At 48.1% G+C, this 23,148-nt stretch carries 18 protein-coding genes; 9 read left to right on the top strand and 9 right to left on the bottom strand.

From position 1 onward, the window contains the following. Positions 1-65 precede the first annotated feature (65 nt). On the top strand, positions 66-515 hold the full coding sequence (locus tag H6F77_RS19640) for a YlqD family protein (RefSeq protein WP_190490276.1): 450 nt from the start codon (positions 66-68) through the stop codon (positions 513-515). A gap of 93 nt (positions 516-608) precedes the next feature. On the opposite strand, the gene H6F77_RS19645 is transcribed toward H6F77_RS19640, so the two are convergent. After that, positions 609-1,136 (bottom strand): hypothetical protein, encoded by a 528-nt coding sequence (locus H6F77_RS19645; RefSeq protein WP_190490278.1) that lies wholly within the window; start codon positions 1,134-1,136, stop codon positions 609-611. A gap of 198 nt (positions 1,137-1,334) precedes the next feature. Here H6F77_RS19645 and H6F77_RS19650 point away from each other — a divergent pair, with 198 nt between their 5' ends. The 3 genes from H6F77_RS19650 (at position 1,335) to H6F77_RS19660 (ending at position 6,115) form a co-directional block, all read left to right on the top strand. Further along, positions 1,335-2,648, top strand: a complete 1,314-nt coding sequence (locus H6F77_RS19650) for a dihydrolipoamide acetyltransferase family protein (protein WP_190490592.1) — start codon at positions 1,335-1,337, stop codon at positions 2,646-2,648. Between the two features lie 659 nt (positions 2,649-3,307). Beyond that, positions 3,308-4,987, top strand: coding sequence for a GspE/PulE family protein (locus H6F77_RS19655; RefSeq protein WP_190490280.1), 1,680 nt, complete (start codon positions 3,308-3,310; stop codon positions 4,985-4,987). Between the two features lie 105 nt (positions 4,988-5,092). Beyond that, positions 5,093-6,115 carry a zinc-dependent alcohol dehydrogenase family protein gene (locus H6F77_RS19660; protein ID WP_190490594.1) on the top strand — a complete coding sequence of 341 codons (1,023 nt, stop codon included), beginning with the start codon at positions 5,093-5,095 and terminating at the stop codon, positions 6,113-6,115. Here the strand turns inward: H6F77_RS19660 and H6F77_RS19665 are convergent. Both H6F77_RS19665 and ilvN read right to left on the bottom strand, forming a co-directional pair. Next, entirely contained in the window at positions 6,102-6,719 is a 618-nt protein-coding gene (locus tag H6F77_RS19665; protein WP_190490282.1) for a hypothetical protein, read from the bottom strand. The two genes, H6F77_RS19660 and H6F77_RS19665, sit on opposite strands and share 14 nt — an antisense overlap. A gap of 136 nt (positions 6,720-6,855) precedes the next feature. Then, positions 6,856-7,374: an acetolactate synthase small subunit gene (ilvN, locus tag H6F77_RS19670; RefSeq protein WP_190490284.1), complete on the bottom strand. Its 519-nt coding sequence runs from the start codon at positions 7,372-7,374 to the stop codon at positions 6,856-6,858. 329 nt (positions 7,375-7,703) lie between these two features. Between ilvN and H6F77_RS19675 the strand changes: the two genes are divergently transcribed. Beyond that, complete coding sequence (locus tag H6F77_RS19675) at positions 7,704-8,054, top strand: BON domain-containing protein (protein ID WP_190490285.1); 351 nt, start codon at positions 7,704-7,706, stop codon at positions 8,052-8,054. Between the two features lie 45 nt (positions 8,055-8,099). On the opposite strand, the gene H6F77_RS19680 is transcribed toward H6F77_RS19675, so the two are convergent. Further along, complete coding sequence (locus H6F77_RS19680; protein WP_309228886.1) at positions 8,100-9,095, bottom strand: alpha/beta fold hydrolase; 996 nt, start codon at positions 9,093-9,095, stop codon at positions 8,100-8,102. A gap of 327 nt (positions 9,096-9,422) precedes the next feature. On the opposite strand from H6F77_RS19680, the gene infC reads away from it, so the two are divergent. From infC to H6F77_RS19695, 3 genes are all read left to right on the top strand, one after another. Continuing rightward, positions 9,423-9,956, top strand: a complete 534-nt coding sequence (infC, locus tag H6F77_RS19685) for a translation initiation factor IF-3 (protein ID WP_190490287.1) — start codon at positions 9,423-9,425, stop codon at positions 9,954-9,956. A gap of 311 nt (positions 9,957-10,267) precedes the next feature. Continuing rightward, positions 10,268-13,288 (top strand): Npt1/Npt2 family nucleotide transporter, encoded by a 3,021-nt coding sequence (locus H6F77_RS19690; RefSeq protein ID WP_190490289.1) that lies wholly within the window; start codon positions 10,268-10,270, stop codon positions 13,286-13,288. Positions 13,289-13,389: 101 nt separating this feature from the next. After that, positions 13,390-13,857, top strand: a complete 468-nt coding sequence (locus H6F77_RS19695; RefSeq protein ID WP_190490291.1) for a Crp/Fnr family transcriptional regulator — start codon at positions 13,390-13,392, stop codon at positions 13,855-13,857. A gap of 268 nt (positions 13,858-14,125) precedes the next feature. Here H6F77_RS19695 and H6F77_RS19700 read toward each other — a convergent pair whose 3' ends face one another. From H6F77_RS19700 to fbp, 5 genes are all read right to left on the bottom strand, one after another. Then, positions 14,126-15,529, bottom strand: a complete 1,404-nt coding sequence (locus tag H6F77_RS19700; protein ID WP_190490292.1) for a cobyrinic acid a,c-diamide synthase CobB — start codon at positions 15,527-15,529, stop codon at positions 14,126-14,128. Between the two features lie 66 nt (positions 15,530-15,595). Further along, positions 15,596-16,972 (bottom strand): glucose-6-phosphate dehydrogenase assembly protein OpcA, encoded by a 1,377-nt coding sequence (gene opcA, locus H6F77_RS19705; protein WP_190490294.1) that lies wholly within the window; start codon positions 16,970-16,972, stop codon positions 15,596-15,598. A gap of 197 nt (positions 16,973-17,169) precedes the next feature. Next, the gene (gene zwf / locus H6F77_RS19710; RefSeq protein ID WP_190490296.1) at positions 17,170-18,699 is read right to left on the bottom strand and encodes a glucose-6-phosphate dehydrogenase; all 1,530 of its coding nucleotides are present in this window, start codon (positions 18,697-18,699) and stop codon (positions 17,170-17,172) included. A 271-nt stretch (positions 18,700-18,970) separates the two neighbouring features. Then, a complete protein-coding gene (gene tal, locus H6F77_RS19715; RefSeq protein WP_190490299.1) occupies positions 18,971-20,131 on the bottom strand; it encodes a transaldolase in 1,161 nt (386 codons plus the stop codon). Positions 20,132-20,280: 149 nt separating this feature from the next. Further along, positions 20,281-21,348 (bottom strand): class 1 fructose-bisphosphatase, encoded by a 1,068-nt coding sequence (gene fbp / locus H6F77_RS19720; RefSeq protein WP_190490302.1) that lies wholly within the window; start codon positions 21,346-21,348, stop codon positions 20,281-20,283. A 408-nt stretch (positions 21,349-21,756) separates the two neighbouring features. On the opposite strand from fbp, the gene H6F77_RS19725 reads away from it, so the two are divergent. Continuing rightward, positions 21,757-22,839 (top strand): ATP-dependent 6-phosphofructokinase, encoded by a 1,083-nt coding sequence (locus H6F77_RS19725; protein ID WP_190490304.1) that lies wholly within the window; start codon positions 21,757-21,759, stop codon positions 22,837-22,839. Positions 22,840-23,148: the final 309 nt, after the last annotated feature.

A 23,148-nucleotide genomic window follows, 5' to 3' on the forward strand; every position in this document is an offset into this window, starting at 1 on the left:
CGCCATTACCAATTACCCATACCAATCAACTTCTTTTCTCAAATCCACTCCCAAGCTAAATGTTTATGGATGTTTCTCAATCACACCTACTCCTAAAGCGGCCTGTTACTATCAAAGCCGTTGTCACCCCCCGTTGGAAGGAGGAGGCTCAACAGCAACTTCAATCACAAATCAACCAACTTGACTCGCAACTGCAACAGCTAGATATGCAAGGTCAGCGGGCAATTTCCGAACTACAAAAGCAGAACCTACAACCCCCAGGGCCTCAAGTGATGCAGCAGATTGACAATATTCAAATTCAGGTCAATCAAAAGAAAAGCGAGCTGCTAGAGGAGAAAAATCAACTACTCCAACAGTTGCAACAAGTGCAAATGATCGAACTCAATCAAGAGGTAAATCACGGTCAGATTGAAGGTTTATTCCGAGTGGAACCGGGAGACAACTTGGTGCGGAAAATGCAGGTAGAAGTTCTCTTGCGCGATGGAGTTGTTGAAGAGATTCGCGGCGATTTATAATTCCTAGCGCTGTTGGTTCATAGTTCATGGTTCATTGGCATTCCCTCAATGAACGATGAACAATCAACTTGTTATAACTTGATTTTGGGTCATCTACCGACAAATTTCATTCGACCAATCTTGATGACCTCGCCCAACATGACACTTTTGTTGGGAGCCAGCCCATACCATTTGCCATTGCTTACCAGTCTGGGCTGTGCCAGAAGTGCTGACAAATTCAACGCGATATCTTATAGCACCAATAGAGTCATCTGCAACGCCAGTTTGGGTGATGGTAACTACTGCCTTATTGGGTTGGGGGTTGGTCATCTCAACTTGGCGCGATCCACCTTCGGACTCGATTTGTCCAAATGCTTTGAGAGCGATCGCTTTTGGATCTGTGCCTTTTAAAGATTCAGCGGGCTTAATATCTTGTAATGAAATAGTTTTGTATTGCGATCGCCCTTCCGTAGTACCTGGGGCATTCTGGCTGAGTTTTCCAGGTCCTTGCCCATCGTTAGAGGGGGGCGGGGTTGGGGCTACCTGAGTGCTAGTATCGATAGTGCGGCAAGCAGCAAGAGTAGCAGCAATACTTGCTAAAACAATTAGCGAAATTTTAAATTTGCCAAACATCAGATTCATTCGCCCCTTCAACCACTGATGCTAACCACATTCTAGCCAGATGCTCCCGCCTCCGGAGGATCTTAACGACAAGGGGTTAGCGGCCAGACAACTTCATAGAACCTTTTGTGGTCTGATAGCGATCGCGCTAAGCTTCAAGATACAATTCAATCTGGCTTAACCTTTGTTTTAATAGACAGTCGATTCGGAAACCACCCCATGATCCACGAAGTTTTCATGCCAGCTCTTAGCTCAACCATGACCGAAGGAAAAATCGTTTCCTGGGTTAAATCGCCTGGTGACAAAGTGGAAAAAGGCGAAACCGTAGTGGTTGTCGAGTCCGACAAAGCCGATATGGATGTCGAGTCCTTCTACGAAGGTTATCTTGCCAGCATAGTTGTTCCTGCTGGAGGCGTTGCTCCTGTTGGTGCGGCGATCGCTCTGGTAGCAGAAACCGAAGCTGAAATAGAAACGGCCAAACAACAGGCACCAGGCTCTAGCGTTCCCTCCCAGTCTGCAAGCGAAACCCCTCCCGCACCTGCCCAAACTCAAGGAACTTCTGCCCCTGCAATTCAAGAGGCAGTAGCGCCAATAGCTCGTCAAAACGGACGCCCCATTGTCTCGCCCCGCGCCCGCAAATTAGCCAAAGATATGGGCGTCGATTTGAACTCCCTCAAAGGCAGCGGCCCTCACGGTCGGATTGTCGCCTCTGATGTAGAAGGCGCCGCCAATAAAGGTAAACAACCTGCCGCCGCTGTTTCAGCACCTGCGACACCTGCTGCCCCAACCGTTACACCGCCACCAGCACCAGCAGCACCCGTTAAAGCAGCACCAGCACCAGCAGCACCCGCCGCAGTCCCCGGTCAGACCGTGCCGTTGACGACGCTGCAAAACGCTGTCGTGCGGAATATGATGGCAAGTTTGCAAGTGCCTGTCTTCCACGTTGGTTACGCCATCACGACCGATAATCTGGACAAGCTCTACAAGCAGATTAAGTCTAAAGGCGTGACGATGACGGCGTTGCTAGCCAAGGCGGTTGCCGTGACGTTGCAAAAGCATCCTTTGGTTAATGCCAGCTACACCGATGCAGGCATCCAGTATCACGGTGCTATTAACGTTGCTGTAGCTGTAGCTATGGATGACGGTGGTTTAATCACCCCAGTTCTGCAAAATGCCGACCAGCAGGATATCTACTCGCTGTCTCGCAACTGGAAGGATTTGGTGGAACGCGCTAGGAGCAAGCAGTTGCAGCCTCAAGAGTACAACTCTGGCACGTTTACTCTATCTAATTTGGGGATGTTCGGCGTTGACCGCTTTGATGCTATTTTGCCACCCGGCCAAGGTGGAATTTTGGCGATTGGAGCATCGCGTCCTACTGTTGTAGCTACTGCTGACGGATTGTTGGGCGTGCGGCAACAGATGCAGGTAAATCTCACAGCCGACCACCGGATTATTTACGGCGCTCATGGTGCGGCGTTCCTGCAAGATTTGGCTAAGTTGATTGAGACTAATGCTCAGTCTTTGACTATGTAGCATTTCGGCCTAGCAATGCCCGCCCTAGATTACAATCGTAGGGTGGGCAGCGCCCACCTCTACATTACTAAAAATATTTTTTCAATATCATAGAAATAAGTATTAGTCAAGCCAAAGTCAATCTTATATAGAAAAAATTGTTTTCAGTTGCACTGGGCGATCGCGCTCTAAAATCACAAAATCAGCCTTAATTCCACGAGTTTATTATAATTACAGCCTTGCTTGTACAAAATTTCTCACACTGCGCCCTGAGTATTATTTTATGTAAAGTACCTCAAATGGCGTGCCTTCGTCAATAGTTGAGAATAAAGTCAATAAGTTTTTAGGCCATAAAGCTAGGAAAAATTTTTATATTAAAATTATATAGAGAAGAGTATTTATAAAGGTTATGAGAAGGCGAGCAATCTGACACAAACACGAAATTTGAGAACCAGGGTTTGTGGAAGCTTGTATAAACGTGAATTTTTAGGTGGAAACAAGAAACCGGGGTTTGGGAGAGAAGCTTTAAAACTTTTGGGCATTGCCTCTAGAGATGTTGGAACTGCTTAAGCGGCTACTCAAGAAGTCAGCGAGAGCGCCAACTTAAGCACCCAAGGCGATCGCCTAAGCTAGGCTAAGGAACTCCTTTACCCAGCTGTAATTTTTAGCTGGACACAAAAATGCAGACTACCGTTACCAATGCATCCGCCTGGGTTAGGCTGAGAAATCGAGAAATTAGCATAGAAGAAGCGCTGAAACTCCTGGTAGACGAGCATGGAGTTGTCAACCCAACGTTGCTAGACAGAGAAGTAAGCTTCCGATTTTTAAGGGAATTTCAGGATAGGAATTCTCTACCGCCAGTAATTCCCTTACTGCTGTGGCGGAACTGCTTCTACCTGGGCAGCCCCGTACAGCTGACACCAGAGATCGTTAAACAACTGAGCGATCGCACCCTGACGGAAATTAAAATTATCCCCGTCGCCGATAAAAGCTATCGCAGTTGGTTTCACAAAGAAAAACTCGACCCCAACCGCATCAGTTCAGCCCCCCTGGTGAATCCCCTGACAGGCGAGTTGGAGAAAGAAGACATTGGCGAAACAACAGATCTATACCTCTCCAAAGCCGTCAATCAGATTGGCAGAATTAAAACCCTTATTTCTGGTGCATTGCGTAACCGCGCCAGCGACATCCATCTCGAACCCATGCAAGAAGGCTTAAGAGTCCGCTATCGCATTGATGGCGTCTTGCGGGATATTACCAGACTGCCCTTAGAGATCAGCCGTCGAGTAGTCGTCGCCCTCAAAGTTATGTCAGATATGGACATTGCAGAAAGTAGGCGACCCCAAGACGGGAGAATCGGCGAGAAATATGCAGCCGCCGAACAAGCAGAATTGGGAATGGATATGAGGGTGAGTACCTTGCCGTGCGTTGGCGGGGAAAAAGCCGTAATTCGCTTGCTGCCGCGACAAAACCCCTTTTCTAAAATTGAAGACTTGGGATTTTCCCAGAAGACGCTAGACATTTACAAAAGTTGGTTGCAGCAGCCCCAAGGAATGATTATTTTGACTGGCCCTACTGGTTCGGGTAAAACCAGTACGCTGTACACCAGCCTGCAAGCTGTAGCGACGGAACACGTCAACGTAGTAACTGTAGAAGATCCAGTAGAGTACGTCTTGGCTCGGATTACTCAAACCCAGGTTAACGAAACTGCGGGGATGACTTTTGCGGCTGGGATGAGAGCGATTTTGCGCCAAGACCCAGATATTATCATGGTGGGGGAAATACGCGACAAAGAGACGGCGGAAACGGCGGTGCGGGCGGCGCTAACGGGACACTTGGTATTTACCACGCTGCACACCAACGATGCTCCCGGTGCAATTCCTCGGATAAAAGATATTGGCCCCGATCCTGGTTTAATCAGCGACGCGCTGTTGGGGATTGTAGCACAGCGTTTGTTGCGGCAGGTTTGTCCCCATTGTGCGGAGTCTTACAAGCCAACTGATGCAGATTTGCACGTATTGGGGATAGAACGGCAGCAAGCAGATTTATCCAGATGGCGGCGCGGGAAGGGTTGCATTAAGTGTTTTAATTCTGGCTACTTGGGGAGAGAAGCGATCGTTGAGTTGCTAGATGTTGATGATACGGTGCGGGATCTTATTTATGAAGGGACGATGACTCAGTTGCAGCGGTATTTGAGGGAAATTCACTTCGCCTCGTTTGGTATGGCAGCTGTGGAAAAGGTGACGACGGGCGTGACAACGGTTGAGGAAGTGTTGCGAGTTTTGCCGCGCAGTGCTTTTTCTCAACTGCGTAGTAAAGCTTTGGCTAAAGAGCGGAGTTTGGTTAGAGCAAATAGTTGAGTGGTGCGATCGCAAGGTTCTTTGAAGCGATCGCACCACTGTGCTACTCCCAGTTGCGGTAGAGTTCTCATAAAAGCCTTTAGCCCCAAACCCCAGGAAAACCTTGTGAAAGCAGTATTAATGACAGCCCCTGGTAAACCAGAAGTTCTAAAACTTCAAGAAGTGCCAGACCCCACCATCGAAAAAGACACAGAAATCCTCGTGCGACTCCACGCCGCAGGTGTTAACCCAATCGACACTAAACTACGCAAGCGCGGCACATTTTACCCAGACCAAATGCCAGCTATTTTAGGGTGTGATGGTGCTGGCGTCGTCCAAGCAGTCGGTGCAAATGTCCGCCGCTTTCGTGTCGGCGATGCCGTGTATTTCTGCCAAGGTGGAATCGGCGCTAAACTGGGGAATTACGCTCAATTTGCTGTTGTAGATGAGCGATTTGTTGCTCGCAAGCCAGAATCTCTGAGCTTTGCTGAAGCAGCAGCAGCACCTTTAGTTTTAATTACTGCATGGGAAGCTCTTTATGACCGGGCACGACTGAGAGATGGAATGAATCGTATTTCTACAACCAATAGAATACTCATTCACGCTGGTGCTGGCGGTGTCGGTCATGTCGCTATCCAACTGGCTAAACTGCAAGGTGCTGAAGTTTGTACTACTGTCGGTTCAGAAGAAAATGCTGATTTTGTCCGCAAACTCGGTGCTGACTTAGCCATCCTTTACAAGCAAACCGACTTTGTACAAGCTACTTTGGATTGGACTCAAGGAGAGGGAGTAGAACTAGCTTTTGACACCGTAGGCGGAGAAATCTTTTCTAAAACCTTCGCCGCAGTGCAAGTTTATGGCGATATAGTGACAATTCTAGAAGCAGACCCCGCTACTGACTGGAAAACTGCCAGACTGCGGAACCAGCGGATTAGTTTTGAACTGATGCTGACACCGATGTTGCAAGGGTTGGTGGAAGCACAGAAACATCAGGCTGATATTCTCGAACAGTGTGCGCGTCAAATTGATGAGCGCAAGCTGAAAATCCACGTCAGCAAAACTTTCCCCCTAGAGGAGGCTGCTGCTGCCCACGAGATGTTAGAAGCTGGATCGATAAGGGGCAAAATAGTTTTGCTTATCGACGATTAATAGTAGGTTGAACTTCGGCGGGTTGTTTCATTACCTGCAACAGTGCTGTCAAGGCGTCGTCTTCGTCGGGGTTGACCTGTCCGTCAAGCCATACTATGCTTACTGCTTTGGGAAGGGCGATCGCTGCTAATTCTGCATCGAGTCCTTGCATCAACTGCTGTAAAGACTGCGGTATTTTTAGCGCCGATTTTATACCTAGCAGCATTTGCTCGTCCAACCCCAGAGCCTTAAGCTGACCGTAGCGCACATCCCAGCCAACTCTTAATTCTGGTTCCGCTACCTGAATCAGGTAGGCGAACAATCGCTGCAATTTACTCTGTTGCTGGGGTGTTAGCTGGGAGGTTGCAGATCTGTTCTGGGTTTTGTTGATATTGTGCAGAATCTGTTGCCAGTCTTGGTTGTCGCAGCCTTCGGGCTTATCTACTGTTAGACAGATGCGAATTTTGTCATCTGAATCGCCCTCAAGATGAGTAACCTGTGACTTCACGCCCAAAAACCCCAGCCACTGAGCTACGGTTCCAATGAGGGTGTCGCGAGTAGCCTGAGAGCTAGCTAGCATTCTGATTTGGGTGCGTACCATTGGCCGCACGATTTGGGATAGCATAGCAGCAAGTTCTGAGTTTATAGGAGTTTCTTTTACCTAAATTTAACTCAGACTCTTAGGGCTGCTGCTGTGTCTAAAGGAACGTTATGGAGCGATCGCGCTAGTTATCATTCAACTCAAAACTCATTAACCCATTCTAAATTTTTGCTTCCAAAGACTTGAGATACTCTGTATTAACTCCCGACTCGCGGACGAGAGCAACCTTACCAGTACGAGCAATTTCGCGAATGCCAAACTTGTTTAGCACTTGCACGATCGCAACCATTTTGCCCGGATCTCCCACCACTTCTAGAGTTAGGGAATCTTCACCAATGTCTACCACCCTAGCGCGAAAAATCTGAGAAAGTTCAATAACTTCCGAGCGATGGGAACTGCTGGCATTAACTTTAACCAGCATCAACTCCCGTTCTACACACGGCGTATCGGTGATATCTTGCACTTTCAGCACGTTGATCAGTTTATAAAGCTGCTTAGTCAGCTGCTCGATCACGCGGTCATCTCCAGGCACTACCATCGTAATCCGCGAAATGCCCACTTGCTCTGCTGGGCCAACTGCAAGACTCTCGATGTTAAATCCGCGACGGGCAAACAGTCCGGCAATTCTGGTCAACACGCCAGCTTCATCTTCCACCAAAACCGAAAGGGTGTGTTTCATTGCTGCTAAAAGAGGCTGAGGAGCGATAGTTCCTAGAGAAATAGACCAATATTTACGCCGATCTTAAGCGTCTTCTGCTCTTGCAGGATAGAAGGGATATTCTATCATTTAGCAAAAATATTGTCTAGCTATTTGTAAGGTATAGCAATAAATATAGTAATAGAAAATCGCATTTTCCAGCACTTTTGCCTAGCACGAATCCTGACAAAGGTTCCTATACCTGTAGAGTTAGCAAAGGCAGAAGCTTAAATAATTTTGTTGGTAGATGTTTTTCTGCGGCTGCCCGCTAATAATAGATCGAGTCAAGCTTTATTGGAGTGAAAACGTTTATGGGTTGGTTAAAAAGACTCTTTGGAATGGAAAAGCCGGAGCAAGCTCAAGTCAATCCTGAGCCAGTTGCCACAGCAGATGCCACGACAGGCGGCGAGACAGTATCCCCTGAGCGAGTAGGTTTGAATGGCGAATACGACCAAAGTGGTTTAGCAAAGCGGGTAGCACTAGCTTTCGATCAGGACCCAGATCTAGACGATATCAATACCCTTTATGTAGCTCAGACTGGGGGCACAGTTGTTTTGAAAGGATCGGTTCCAAGTCAAGATATTCTCAACAAGATGGTATCTGTTGCCAGAAGCGTGAGCGGTGCAACTGGTGTTGAGACAAATCAAGTAAGTATTGGCTAGAAGCGCGATTAGTTAGTAGGTGGGCACTTGCCCACCCTAATTTGCTTAGTATTGTTGAGGAATTGCAGAATGAGGCGGCGCAGCAGTGTTGCTAGTATCTGAGTTGCCCGCTTCGATCCAATCAAGTAGAATCTTGTTAACTTGTTCCGGACATTCATCGTGGGGACAGTGCCCCGCATTTTCTAACTCAACGATCTGTAGCTTGGGGTTGAGGTCAACAAAACGCTTAGCCTGACTGCGAGGAACCATGCGGTCTTGAAGCCCCCAAATCAAAAGCATGGGAATATCCAAAGCAGACAGTACGGTTGTCACCTTGGGGCCAAATTGGGCACTAGCCATCGCCTTGAGGATAGCGCAGAACACTTGAGCAGAACCCCGATCTAGGGCTGGCCCAGTTAGAATATCCACAAGTTCGTCAGTGACGGCAGCAGGATTAGAATAGGCGATCGCTGCCCATTTCTTGACTACGGCTGGTCGTCTTACCAAATAAAAAGCTGTTTTGAGTAATGCCGGGTTAGCAAAAATCCCTTCAACCGTTGCTACTACAGGCCGCAACCAGCTAGGAATAGCCTCCTCTCGGACGGATGGATCGGGCAAACTAAGCATTGTAATGCCCTTGACCATTTCAGGATGCGCCGCCGCCGCCGCGACGCAAACTAGGGAACCAATAGAATTTCCCACTAATATTACGGGCTGCTGGATAAAAGTGCGCCAAAACTCGTAAACTTGCGCTACCCAAAGGTCAACTTTATAATCAGCAGTCGCTTTTCGCGATGCTCCGAAACCCAGCATATCGAGGGCGTAAACTGTGTGGTGTTGGCCTAGTTCCGCCATATTCTGGCGCCAGTGGCCGATCGAGGTGCCGAAGCCATGCAGTAGGATTATAGGTGTAGATGTCTGGGTATTTGATTGAGCGGCGCGGACGTAAGTGTAGCGAGTCTGCCAACCCCGCCAAACCCAGTCCCGCTGACTGCCAACCCGTAGCTGCCATTCAGGTATGCGTTGGGCGATCGCCCCAACCTCAGATTTAGTCACATCCACAAAAGTTTATACTTTTTCTTTCATTCTAGCGGCGATCGCAAGTCTCAACTTGACTTCATCTGCCCCGCTCAAAACCGGAAACCTTGAGCTTTGTTGAGTCGCCTAAACAATAGTCAAAGTCCAGACTACAATTGATTGCAAGTAGACGTTTCGCGCTTCTGTTGCTAGTTTTGGTTAGATTGACAATAAGATTTTACGCAGTCTATGCCTTGAACTAGGTTAGAACGCAAACTGCACAATACCCTCGCGTTAGTAGCTATATCGCTACCAACGCACAATGCACGCAAACCATATTCTTTATCAACCAACTGCTCCCAGAAAAATAGAATGCCAGTGATTGAAAAGAGACGCACTCGCGATCTACCCCAAATCAACGAAAGGATTCGGTTTCCCAAGATTCGTGTTATTGGTACCGACGGCGAACAGCTCGGTATTCTTACCCCTCAAGAAGCTATAACCCTAGCAGAGGAAAAAGAGCTGGATCTTGTCCTGTTGAGTGACAAGGCCGATCCCCCCGTTTGCCGGATTATGGACTACGGCAAGTATAAGTTCGAGCAGGAAAAAAAAGCGCGGGAAGCAAGGAAAAAGCAGCACACGGCTGATGTCAAAGAAGTGAAAATGCGCTACAAGATTGAAGAGCATGACTATCAAGTGCGAGTCAACCAAGCGCAGCGATTTCTAAAGGATGGAGATAAAGTCAAAGCCAGCATCACCTTTCGCGGTAGAGAAATTCAGCACAGCGACTTAGCTGAAGATCTGCTCAAGCGGATGGCAATTGATTTGCAGGAAGTAGGGGAAGTGCAGCAAGCTCCTAAAAAAGAAGGTCGCAACATGATGATGCTGCTCTCTCCGAAAAAGTAACTTAATCGGCTGCGGACTAATTAAAAGGGAGATACTCGCTATCTCCCCATACACCCTGGGGACAAAGCATAGCGATAGTTGCAATCGGCTCGCTTGTCAGTAGTATGTTGGTTAAAAATGCTTTGCCCCTCTAAAGTCTAAAGTGATGCACTAAGGACTCTAAACTATGGATTTAAAACTATAAACTGTGAACGGTGGGTAGACGGTGGAGAGCGATCGCCGCCCTTACCGTCGCATTGTCCTGTTAAGAAGATTATCGTAGGGATCGATGCGGCAGCCGCCCAAAGTCTAAAGTCTAAAGTCTAAGGTGCATGAAACAGCAAAATCGCGCTTTTTTTGGCGGCAGTGGGTTACAAGGACGAATTTTACAGTTGGTGAATCTCCGCCCCGAAGAAGGAGAGCGCACCCTTCTGATGTTCGCCTTTTATACCATGACAACCATCGGTTTGCTTTGGTTAGAACATAGCGCAGTCGCTTTGTTCTTGAAAAAGTACGGCGCCGAATGGTTACCAGTAATTTATATTGCCAGCGCCCTGATCGGTTCTGGAGCAGGCTTTTTGTATACATGGCTTGCGAGAATAGTACCCCTGCGATCGCTGTTGGTAGCGATCTCAGCTCTTATGGGACTCCCGCTATTTTTATTTCGCTTGGGATTAGACTCAGAGCTAATAGGAATACTCCCCTTAGTCACAATCTTTCTGTTACGACTTTGGATGGATGCTATTGATGTTCTCAACGACCTCAACACATCAATCAGCGCCAATCAACTCTTCAACATTCGAGAAATTAAACGCACCTACCCGCTGATATCTAGCGGGATGCTTGTAGCTGACGTAATCAGCGGCTTTTCCTTACCCCTATTGGTACTTTGGGTAGGATTGCCCAACGTCATAGTTGTTGCTGGGGTAATGATGCTCTTAGGAGCAGGGATACTGTATATTTTGTGCCAGCGCTACCAGCAATCGTTTCCGCAACTCGCTGCACGGCAAATAGAAGAAACAGAGTCGGAATATACAGCCCGCCGCAGACTCCAAGGCCCGATGAGCCGTTATGTCATCCCTTTGTTTGCCTTCTTTATTCTTGGCCAAATACTATTCCTACTGATCGAATTTCAGTATCTAGGCCAATTAGAAAGGAAGTTAGATACGACTGCGATCGCGAGTTTCCTCGGCCTGTTTAGCGGAGTTATCGGACTTTTTGAACTAATAACCCAGTGGTTTATCTCTAGTCGAGCCATTGAGCGTTTGGGCGTTTTCGTCGCTGCTATGATACTCCCTGCCTCAATAACCATTCTGGGTCTGTTCACCTTTGCAGGAGCAGTAAGCTTCTTCTGGGGCCTAATCGCTCTTAAATTCATAGACGAACTGGTTCGCTACACTATACTTGCCAGCATCGGCCCGGTTTTCTTTCAACCACTCCCAGAAAATGCCCGCAACTCCCTTCAGGCTGTCGTGCGCGGTATTGCCCAAACTCTCTCTACAGGGGCAACGGGGTTAGGAATTTTAGCAATGATTGGGCTAGTTAACTGGATATTTCCAAATATGGCTAAAGAAGACATATTTGCGCTACAAAGCCACATTTTTATCTTCTGCATCGTCGTATTTGCCTTGATTTGGCTCGGTAGCGTCTGGTTGTTGCGCTCCACTTATGTGGGCTTGCTGGTGCAAAGTGCCCAAAGTTCGCGCCTGACTTATTCAGATGTGGACTTGCGAGCGCTCAAGCGTGCTGTTGTAGAAGTGTTGGAGCAACCGGGCACAGAAGCCGATAAACGCTCTTGCATTCAACTCGTTTGCCAGATAGATCCAGAAAATGTTGGCGAAGCCCTCGCGCCACTCCTGGGCGAACTCTCCCCCGCTCTACAGCGGCAGAGTTTGGAAGCGATGTTGGAGGCAATAGAAATGAAGATTCAGCGGGTGGGCGAGGTAATAACCGCTGATGCAACAGCGAAGAGCTGGGAGTCAGATTTAAATTACGTCCAGGCTTTGATTGTACGCAAACCGCCGCCAGAAGTTTTAGCTCTCGCTTTGCGCTATGTCTGGCTGACAGCACCAGAGCCTGAGATAGGCACGCTTTTGCCTTATTTACACGAGCGGGTTGACCCGATTGTACGCTCTACAGCTGCGGCATTGATTCTGCGTCGGGGAAACCCTACGGAAAAAGCAGAAGCTACGAATACGCTGCGGCGGATGCTGACTTCGCAACGAGAGCGAGAAAGGGTGATGGGATGTCGCGCTCTGGGAGAGGCGGCTTATTTGCAAGCGCTGCGGCTTTATATTCCCAACTTGTTGCAGGATGAATCTTTGCGGGTGCGTTGCGCTTTATTGGAGGTGATTGCTTCTACCCATTTGGAAGAATACTATCCGTCCCTTCTGCGGGGCTTGCATTATAAATCTACACGGGAGGCGGCGCGGGGGGCGTTGGTGCGATTGGGAGATGAAGCTATCCCCTTGCTTTTGGAGTTGGCGGGAGATATTCACACGCCTGATACCGTTCATTTACAAGCTTTGTCGGCGCTGGGTGAGATTGGGACGAAGGAAGCTTTGGATCGGCTAGCAGCAATGTTGATGACTAGCTGGGGAACGATGCGCCGCAATATTCTCCGCATTCTGTTGAAGATGCCCCAAGAAGCTGGGATTGAGGGTGTGTTGGATAGGTTTGGCAGGAGCGGCATAGAAACGCTTATCGAGCAGGAATTGTTGTTTGTGGGGCAAGTTTATGCAGCAATTGTGGATTTGGGGGAAAGAGTGGGTGAATTGGGGACTCCCAGTTCAGAAGTGGTTTTATTGTTGCGATCGCTTAAGGATTTGCAGTCGGATGTGAGGGAGCGGTGCTTTTTGCTGATGAAGTTTCTTTATCCTGAGAGTTCTATTCAAGCGGCTGCTTTTAATTTGGAGTCGGATTCTCGCTCGAATGTGGCTTTGGGTTTGGAAATTTTAGATAATACTTTGGATATTCCCAGAAAGCGAGTTTTGTTGGGTGTTTTGGACAAACGCTCGGAAGTTGAAAAATTACAAAGCCTTGTGGAGATGGTGCCTTATCGACCGATGCAGCCGAGCGATCGCTTGCGTCGGTTGCTGGAATTGCGACATTTTTTGTCCGATTGGCCTTTAGCTTGTTGTTTTCATGCAGCAAGGGCTGCAAAATGGAGTCTGACACCAGAACAGACGCTGGTGTGTTTGCGCCATCCGACTGGCTTTGTGCGGGAGGCGGTTTTGGCTTATCTCAAGGCGGCTTCGCCTCGCACGCTTGCTGAAATGTTGCCCGCACTGAAAAACGATCCGGATCGGCTGGTTGCTGCACAAGTTGAGCAGATGATGGCAGAGCTGAAATAATTAGTTCATGGTAATGGGTAATGGGTAATGGGTAATGGTAAGAACTTTTTCTCAATGTCCAATTACCAATTACCAATTACCAATGAATAAATTGATAATCTATGTTAACGAGCGTTGAGCGCCTATTATTTGTCAGGGGCGTCCCGATATTTCAGGAATTGCGGGATGATTTTTTAGTGCGGCTGGCTTCGGTGATGGATGAGCTATCGTATCCAGCGCAGCATACGATTTTTACCGAAGGACAGGAGGGGCGATCGCTCTATATTGTGGTTTCCGGTAGGGTAAGGGTGCATATTGGGGACAGGCAGTTGGCGCAGTTGGATCAGGGGGCGACTTTTGGTGAGATGTCGTTGTTTGATGCTGAACCGCGTTCTGCTTCGGTGACTACGCTGGAATCTTGCGAGTGTCTGATGTTGACTCAGCAGCAGTTGTACGACGCGATTGATGAGACGCCTGGTATTGCTGTGAATATTATTCGTCTGCTTTCGCGTCGCATTCGGGAACTTAATCAGAAGATTAATGCTTTTAAGGCTGAGAGTCAGCAGGCTGATTTGAGTAAGGCTGGATGAGGAATTATAAACCGCCAAGACGCCCCAGCGAAGCGAAGGCGATAGCCGTTAGCGCCTTAGCGCGTTAGGGCGCCAAGGAAGAGAGGAGAGGAGCGATCGCGCTTTGATAAGTAGAGGAAAGGAACTTAATTATTTGTAGGATGGGTAGAGCGCTCGCAGACCTGATCAAACGATTGTTAAGGTTGGGTTTCTTAGGTCAAGTTAACTTACAAAATGATCTTATTTAATGCGATTGTTCTCTTTAGCATCCGATTAACAGCGATCGCTGTTATTTTTTATTCAAATAACTAGCGCAATGCTTTAAAAATCTGGCAGGAATTTCTGGGCGCGCACCAAAATGAAGATGTACATAGGAAGCATGAATTTGATGCGATCGCCACCCTTCTTCTGTATCTAAAATTTGTGCGTTATATCCTCCTATTTTAAATAAGGCTAAGGTCGGCATTTCAGATAAAGACGATCTGTGAAACTCATGTCCCCAAACTATTTCCCCGGCTGCTAGTAATGGACTGTCTTGGAGTGCGATCGCGCCTCTATATCCTAATGTCAAACGCGAACCCATACGGGCTGTAGTTGGCAATACGCCTACCATTTGCCAAGAAGCATTCTCAAAATCTACAATCTGCTGACACAAATACATTAAACCGCCACACTCGGCATAAGTGGGAATTCCAGATAAAATCGCTTTTCGTACTGCATTAAGGGCTGCTTGATTTGTTGCTAATTCTTGGGCAAATACTTCGGGAAAACCACCGCCAAAATATAATCCTTGTACTTTATCTGGTAAATTAGTATCTCTCAGCGGACTCCAAAATAGCAGTTCTGCACCCAAAGATTCAAGTATGTCCAAGTTGTCTTGATAATAGAAATTAAAAGCGCGATCGCGTGCAACTGCAATTCGCACAACTTCCGAACCCCTCTTTTTAATAAGAGTAGGAGCAAGGGGTGGGGTTTCCACCTTTAATAGAGGCAATAATTTTTCCCAGTCAAAGCAGCTATCCCCAAGCTGGACGAGGCTATCTATCAAAGTGTCTAGCTGGGAAATTTCCGCTGTGGGTACTAATCCTAAATGACGGTCGGGAATAGTAATATTATCCCCACGCCGCAAAATGCCTAAAATTGGCAACTGCAAAGGTTCCAAGGCGTCTTTGAGGAGTTCTAGGTGGCGATCGCTCCCCACTCTATTTAACACTAAGCCAGCTACCTTAATTCGAGGATCGAAAGAACTATAGCCATGCGCGATCGCCGCAATGGAACCAGATAAGCGACTGCAATCTAACACCAACAATACTGGCAAATCCAGCAATCTCGCAATGTGAGCCGTACTCGCCCAATCAATTTTAGATTTTGGATTTGGGATTTTTGATTGAGAGCAATCTTTGGGGGGACTTACACCATCAAATAGCCCCATTACTCCTTCTACTAGGGCATAATTCACACCATGAATATGACGCGCAAAACATTCTTGCACGTAGGCTTCCGAGGTCAGCACCGGGTCTAAATTTCGGCAAGCACGACCCGTAACGTGCTGATGAAACATCGGATCTATATAATCCGGCCCTACCTTAAAAGATTGTACTGATATACCGCGACGACATAAAGACGCCAACAGGGTGAGCGTCACTGTTGTTTTGCCCACCCCGCTGCGTTCGCCAGCAATTACTAAAGCCATTGCAATTTTAGATTTTAGATTTTGGATTCAATTTAAAATCTAAAATCCCAAATCTAAAATTTGCCATTACCCATTAGCCAATTTTAGAATCTCAGCCGTTACAATCATACTTTCGGTGTAAAGCATATCCTGGCCCCAGCGGCGTAACTGCTGACCTAACAGAAACTCAGCTTTTTGGTCAGACAGAGGCGCTACTTGCTCAAAACGGCAAGCTTGGGCACCGCCACCAGCTTCCATCCGCATACAACCGCTGGTTTGGGAACACAGTACCGTACAGCAGTCAGCATTGAGGTTAGTCGAACTCAGACGCAGGGCAATCAAGTCACCAGGAATTTCTCCCCAATCTGCTGTAGGAATTCCTGCTAACTCTGCTTCGACAGGGCGCTGGTCGGTAGTTACAAAGTGAATGCGCTTGATGTCGTAATCGCCGCCTTCTTGTTTATAGGACACGGGATGCCACTTCAGCCGACTACCCAACCAACCCAGGAACATTAGCGCCTGAGCGGGATTGCCTTTTTCATAGTTGATTGTCACTTTGTCAACTTCTTGGAGAGCCTCGCGGCGTTCTGGGGGATCGAAGGCTTCAGCAGTCAATTCTTGCCATGCAGCTAGTCGTCGCCAGTTGAGGTCAGCAATGGGGGTACCTTGTTCCAACAGGCTTTGTATTCTCAATACATCTGACTCTGGTTCGCCGAAGGCACAAGAGTCAACGATGACAGAATTGCAAGCTGCTGAGAGTCGCTTGAACAGAGCATTCTGTGGTTCTGGTGTGGCTTTCCACCAAAGAAACTTGGGCAAGCCGCCGATTAGGAGGGCTGTTACTAAGCCGCCGATGCGTTCGAGGGCTTCAGCTGTGCCTTGGAGAGTGATGTATTCGCAGCAGATGAGGCTATTTTGGCTTTGCTTGTGGACCGGGCAATAGGCAGAGACTTGAGCGCGTACTCCCTCGTCTTGACCGGACTGGGGGCAAAGGGCAATGATGCGACAGGGATTTGAGGCAGCGATCGCATCTGCTACGCCATAGCCTGTAATGTTTACTGTCGATAGCACGCCGTCGTTGCTATTGTCTTCTTTTAGAGTAGTAGAAGCGCGTCGTTTGGCCAAGTCTTCCCGCAGTCGGGATAAGATTTCGGCATCTGCCTTACCAGTACGAGGTAATCCGTAAGCTTTTTGTGCATCCTTCACCGCCGAGGTTGTACGCGGTCCTGCGATGCCATCAATCGGGCCAGTGTAAAATCCCAATGCTGCCAATAGCTGTTGGGTTTCTTCTGGTTCATAAACGATGAAGGTGAACGTGGTTGCCCGCGAAGCCGCCGGAGCATCACCATTGCTACTCGTTGAGTTATAGCTTTGCCAGATTTTAGTAAGTTCCGCCTCAATTTCACTCAGCGAAACATCTGTTGGTCCCTGTAGCGAAACCACGGGAGGAGATTGTGTTGTCATGGGAGTTTTCAGTTTTCAGTGCGTGAGTTTTCGGTTAGCTTTTTGTTAATAGATTTTAGCTATTAGCTAAAATCTGGTTGGCTCTTAGATGACAAAAACCTAATAATTGCGCGATTAGGGCAATTAGCGAGGCGATCGCGGGTCGCGTTGCGATCGCTAGCTTCACTCGTTTCCAGACAAAAGTGAACTACTTATATCTACAGCCTGCGCCAGTGGCGACCGTCTTGGTTAATCAAGTGTTCAGCCTCAGTTGGCTCCCAAGTTCCAGCTTCATACTGGGGAACAGAAGCGGGATCGGTCGAGCCCTCCCAAGCGGATAGTGCTGGCGTCACAATACGCCATGCTTCTTCCACTTCATCAGCCCTGGTAAACAATGTCTGGTCGCCTAACATACAATCTACCAACAAGCGATCGTAAGCATCGGATGTGCTTATGCCAAACGAAGAACCGTAGCTAAAGTCCATATCTACCGTCCGCGTCCGCAAATCTGGCCCCGGCATTTTCGCCTCAAAGCGCAGTGAAATTCCCTCATTGGGATGAACGCGCATAGTCAGCACGTTGGCGCTTGCCTGTTGTGCGGCAGATTGGAATATTAGGAACGGAACTGCGCGGAACTGTATGGAAATCTCGCTAACTTTTTTGGGTAAACGCTTCCCCGTTCGCATATAAAAGGGAACTCCCTGCCAGCGCCAATTATCCACCATCAGCTTCATTGCCACATAAGTTGGAGTCGTGGAGTTAGGATTGACTCCTGGTTCTTGGCGATATCCAGGTACTTGTTTACCTTTCATCCAGCCTGCTGAATATTGACCCCGTACCGCTGATAACTCCAGGTTATGTAAGTCAGCCAAGCGGGTTGCTTGGAGAACTTTCATTTTTTCTGTCCGGATGCTGTCAGCGTCGAGGGAATTAGGCGCTTCCATTGCCGTCAGGCAGAAAATCTGCATCAGGTGGTTCTGCATCATGTCCCGCAAGGCACCGGAGGTTTCGTAGTAACCTGCTCGATCCTCGACGCCTACGGTTTCAGCGACTGTGATTTGAACGTGATCGACAAATTGCCGATTCCACAGGGGTTCAAAAATGGCGTTGGCAAACCGGAATACTAAGAGATTCTGGACTGTTTCTTTGCCCAGGTAGTGATCGATGCGGTAAACTTGTTTTTCTTTACAAACCTGCTGGACTATGCGGTTAAGGGACTGTGCTGAATTTAAGTCCCGTCCAAAGGGTTTTTCGATCCCTAGACGAGTTTTGCTGGCATCTTCCAGCATGCCAGCAGCACCAAGTTGGCGAATGGCTTCGGGGAAGAAGTTGGGGGAAACAGAAAGGTAAAAGACGCGGTTTCCTCGCGTTCCGCGCTGACCGTCTAGTTCTTCGAGGAATTTTTTTAGTTTTTGATAGCTTTCGGGCTTGTCAATGTCTCCAGGACAGTAGTACAAACCTTGGGCGAATTCGTCCCATAGTTCCTGCGGGCCGATTCCGCCACCAAATTCTTCTACACCTTCGCGCATTTCCTCGCGGAAGAAGTCGTGGCTCCATTCCCGACGCGCTACGCCTACAACTGTTATTTCTGGTGGCAGGCGGCGATCGCGTTTCATCTGATAAATCGCTGGCACCAGTTTGCGTTTTGTCAGATCTCCCGATGCCCCGAATATTACGAGTATCTGTGGTTCGGGTACCCGTTCTTGTCGCAGTCCTACGCGCAGGGGATTTTCTAGCAGTGTTACCATCTACCTCGCTCCTTCAATAGCCTCAAGTCTTGCTAATAATGATTGATATTGTGCAGTCATTTCTGCGAGTTGCTGAGTTAAAGATTTGACTTGTGTAGTTACAGAGTTAATTTGCTCCTCATATTTAGCTTTGAGTTGGGACTAGGGATCGAGAATTATCTTCCTTTTCCCTAATCCGCAGAGTAGTTTTAGAGACTCTTACAAACGCCAGAGCCAATCTTGGTTCTAGCAATTTTTTCCCTTCAACCAGTCCTTACTTGTCAATCGCTACCTAAACAGGTGCAAGCTTTTTGACTTTCTCTTCTAAAGAGCTAATCAGAGATTGGTAGGGCGTAACGAATTTCTCGATACCATCGGCGAGTAGTTCATCCATCACTTCATCCAGATTGATGTTGATATCTGGATCTTTGAGACTTTCGATGAGTTGATAGGCTTCTTGAACGCCTGTCTCAATACGACTTGCGGGATCGCAGTGGTCGGCGCAAGCTTCAATGGTTGCTGGTGGCAGGGTGTTTACCGTATCTTGTCCTACTAATTCATCGACATACATGACATCGCTGTAATCGGGATTTTTGGTTCCGGTACTTGCCCAGAGAAGCCGCTGAACTTTAGCGCCTTTAGCGGCGAGGGCCTGCCAGCGATCGCTACCGATTATCTCTTTATACTTCTGGTAAGCGATTTTGGCATTGGCGATCGCTACTTTGCCTTTCACAACCTTTAAGCGAGCTTCTTCGTTCTGAGACTCAGTTCCCACTGTCTTGAGCAACTCATCAATTTTTGCATCAATGTTGCTGTCAATTCGGCTCAGGAAGAAACTAGCTACTGACGCAATATTGCTAATGTCCTTACCTTCAGCCGCCCGTTTTTCCAAGCCGCTAATATAAGCCCAAGCGGTATTAACGTAGCTTTGAACCGAGAACAAAAGGGTAACGTTGACGCTGATTCCCTCGGCAATTACTTCAGTTACTGCTGGCAATCCTGACGAAGTGCCGGGGATCTTGATCATCACGTTCTCGCGGCCTATCTCTTGATAATACCGTTTCGCTTCCGCGATCGTGGCTTCAGTGTCGTGAGCAATAGTTGGCGGCACTTCTATACTAACGTAACCATCCTGTCCCTTTGATTCCTCATATATTGAGCGAAAGAGATCGCAGGCATTGCGGATATCTTCAAAAACCAGCGATTCGTAAATCTTCTCAACTGGTAAACCTGCTTTGATTCCTTTTTCGATATCGGCGTCATAGATAGCGTTACCGTAGATCGCCTTTTCAAAAATTGCTGGGTTAGACGTAAGTCCCCGCAGCCCTCGGCTTTCAATCAGTCGCTTCATTTCTCCGGACTGAATCAAATCGCGTGTCAAATTATCCATCCAGATGCTTTGACCGTACTGTTTTTCAATTTCAAACAGAGGATTATTTCCTGTCGCTGTCATTTTTTTCTCCTAAAAAGTGTCTTTTTCTAAATAGCTATCAGCAATTATGGGCTAAGGGGTATCAGCTAGAAAATTGAGAATGCAAAAGTTAAAAAGCACTCATGCAAAAACAGAATTTTTTATGTTTTGCTTTCCTAGCTTCCCGCCCCTCAAACTGCCGAGGGCTGACGGTTGGCTGTTTGCTCCCGCGACTGTTCCTTGATGAAAGACTCCACCAAGGAAACGTCGTCTTTGCTGCCAATAATCAAAGGTGTGCGGGCATGGAGTGCCTTTGGCACAACGTCCAAAATATCTTGGGTTCCTGCACTGGCTCGTCCACCCGCTTGCTCTAGCAAAAAGGCTAAGGGAGCAGATTCATAAAGCAGCCGCAATTTTCCTTCCGGTTTTTTGACTGTACCAGGGTACAGGAAAACACCCCCCTGGAACAAAATCCGATGAATATCCCCAACTAAGGCACCACCGTAGCGGGCGGTGTAGCCTTCATGGCGATGGACGTAACGGATGTAGTTTCTAATCGATTCCTCCCACTGCCAGAAGTTACCTTCATTAACGCTATAAATCGGCCCGTGGTCTGGCACGCGGATGTTTTCGCTAGCAAGAATAAACTCGCCCAAGCTGGGATCGAGTACGAAAGCGTGAACACCCGTGCCTATAGAATAAACCAGCATCGTGCTGGGGCCGTATACCACGTAACCAGCAGCGATTTGTTTGCGCCCATTTTGCAGCAAATCGCTGGCAGTGCCATCTTCATCGCTTCCTTCTTGCTGGCGAATCGCGAATATGGAACCGACGTTGAGATTGATATCTACGTTGGAGGAGCCATCAATTGGGTCATAAAGCAGGGTATAGCGTCCTATCGGGCAGTTTTCGGGAATGTAGTAGGGGTCCTCCATTTCCTCGGATGCCATGCGACAGACTAAGCCACTTTGCTTGAAGACCGAAATGAAAACCTCATTAGCATAGACATCCATCTTTTTGACGGATTCACCTTGGACGTTGACGCCGCCAGTAAATCCCAGGACGCCTTCCATTAACCCAGCTCGGCTCAGTCGTCGAGCAATTAGTTTTGCTGCAAGGGCAATGCGATTCATAATCGCACTGAGATCTTGGGCTTCTGCCGAGAAGCTGTGCAGTTGCTGTAAGACATGTCGAGAAAGCGTTGTGCAGTCCCGATCCAGGGCGTATTCCTGAACGAAAGGCTGATCTGCGTCGGACACGTTTTTGTCCTCCTATCGAATAATGCTTTGTAGAGGAGGGCAGAGTATTAGTGAGGTACTGCCCCCAAGATTATCAACGCCCGGTCATCTTACCTTCTATCTTAGGGAGCCATTTCACAGGCTGCTTCTAACTTTAGAAGAACTATAGAAATTCAAATCTTTAGACAAAGTTTATTGTTCTAAGAGTATACAGAAGGTGAAATCAGAGTAGTATTAGCAACTATTGAGGTTTGGGTCAATACACCCCCGAGGGAAACATCTGCCATAGATGTATGCTGTGTAAGGATTATCGCGCAGCCGAGACGTGCGATCGCGTTGGGCGGGGATCGGTGTTTAGTAAGTTACGATTTTATGACTTAACAGCTTGGCAGATGCCTCAAAAACAAGTTTTTTACTGCAATCCAAAATATGGGAGAACAAAAACGTATTGGAATTCTTACCAGCGGTGGGGACTGTGCTGGACTAAATGCAACTGTTAGAGCAGTTGTCCGGCGTGCGGTTGGCTCCTATGGCTGGGAGGTGCTGGGGATCTGTCGCTCTACCTTGGGGTTGATGAGTCGTCCCCCTGAAGTTGTCAGCCTGGAGATTGATAAGGTAGACCCTTTGCTAACAATGGGCGGAACCGTCTTGGGGACGACAAATAAGGGAAATCCGTTTGCTTTCCCTATGGCAGATGGAAGCCTGCGCGATCGCTCGACGGATATTATCGATGGCTACCATCAGCTGGGTTTAGAAGCCTTAATTGGCATTGGCGGTGATGGCAGTTTAGCTATTCTCCGAAAAATTGCCCAGCAAGGCGGGATCAACCTAGTGGGCATCCCCAAAACCATTGATAACGATGTTGGCAGTACCGAGCGTTCTATCGGGTTTGATACGGCTGTAAATATTGCCACCGAAGCACTCGACCGATTGCACTTTACTGCTGCGAGCCACAGTCGGGTGATGATCCTAGAAGTCATGGGACGCGATGCGGGTCATATTGCCCTGAACGCCGGAATAGCTGGTGGCGCCGATGTCATTCTCATCCCAGAAATCCCTTACAAAATGGAGAATGTCTGTCGCAAAATTAAAGAGCGTCAGGCGATGGGTAAAAACTTCTCGATAGTTATCGTCTCCGAGGCTGTTTGTACAGCGGAAGGCGATGCGATCAAGAATAGCGATCGCTTTGGCGAATGTCGTTTGGGCGGAATAGGCCAGTATCTAGCCGAAGAAATCGCTATAGCTAGTGGTGCAGAAACGCGGGTCACAGTTTTAGGTCACGTACAGCGGGGCGGAATTCCTTCCCCACTTGACCGTTTACTTGGCGGGGCCTTCGGAGTCGCTGCTGTAGATTTGATCGCTGCTGGCAAGTATGACCATGTTGTGACTTGGCAAAACCGCGAAGTTGTCAGCGTTCCCATTAGCGACGCAATAGGTCAATACAGGGCTGTAGACCCGAACGATACTTTGGTGAAAACTGCCAGGGGCTTGGGGATTTGCCTGGGCGACTAAATTTTAGGGCAAGTGGCGATCGCGTCCGACGCGATCGCCACTTGCCCCGGCCACACATAGCATTTTGCAGGTATGTTAAATTCCCAACTTGTATAGTGGGGGTTGTCCGCCTCCACTAATCTGCCTTCTTAAGGTAGATGCTTCTTGGTCAAGCCCATCCGCTCTTAACCACCAGTTTTTAGTTAGTGCGGAGTTAGCCGAAAACTGGCTTTACAGCATCCCTACACCTAACTCCGCAACTACGAACCTGAGCGATAACTTTTTAATTTTGCCTATGGGAGACTCGCCAGTATCCCTCACTCTTAAGTG

Origin of the sequence: Microcoleus sp. FACHB-831, from assembly GCF_014695585.1 — a bacterium.
Classification (GTDB): Bacteria; Cyanobacteriota; Cyanobacteriia; order Cyanobacteriales; family FACHB-T130; genus FACHB-831.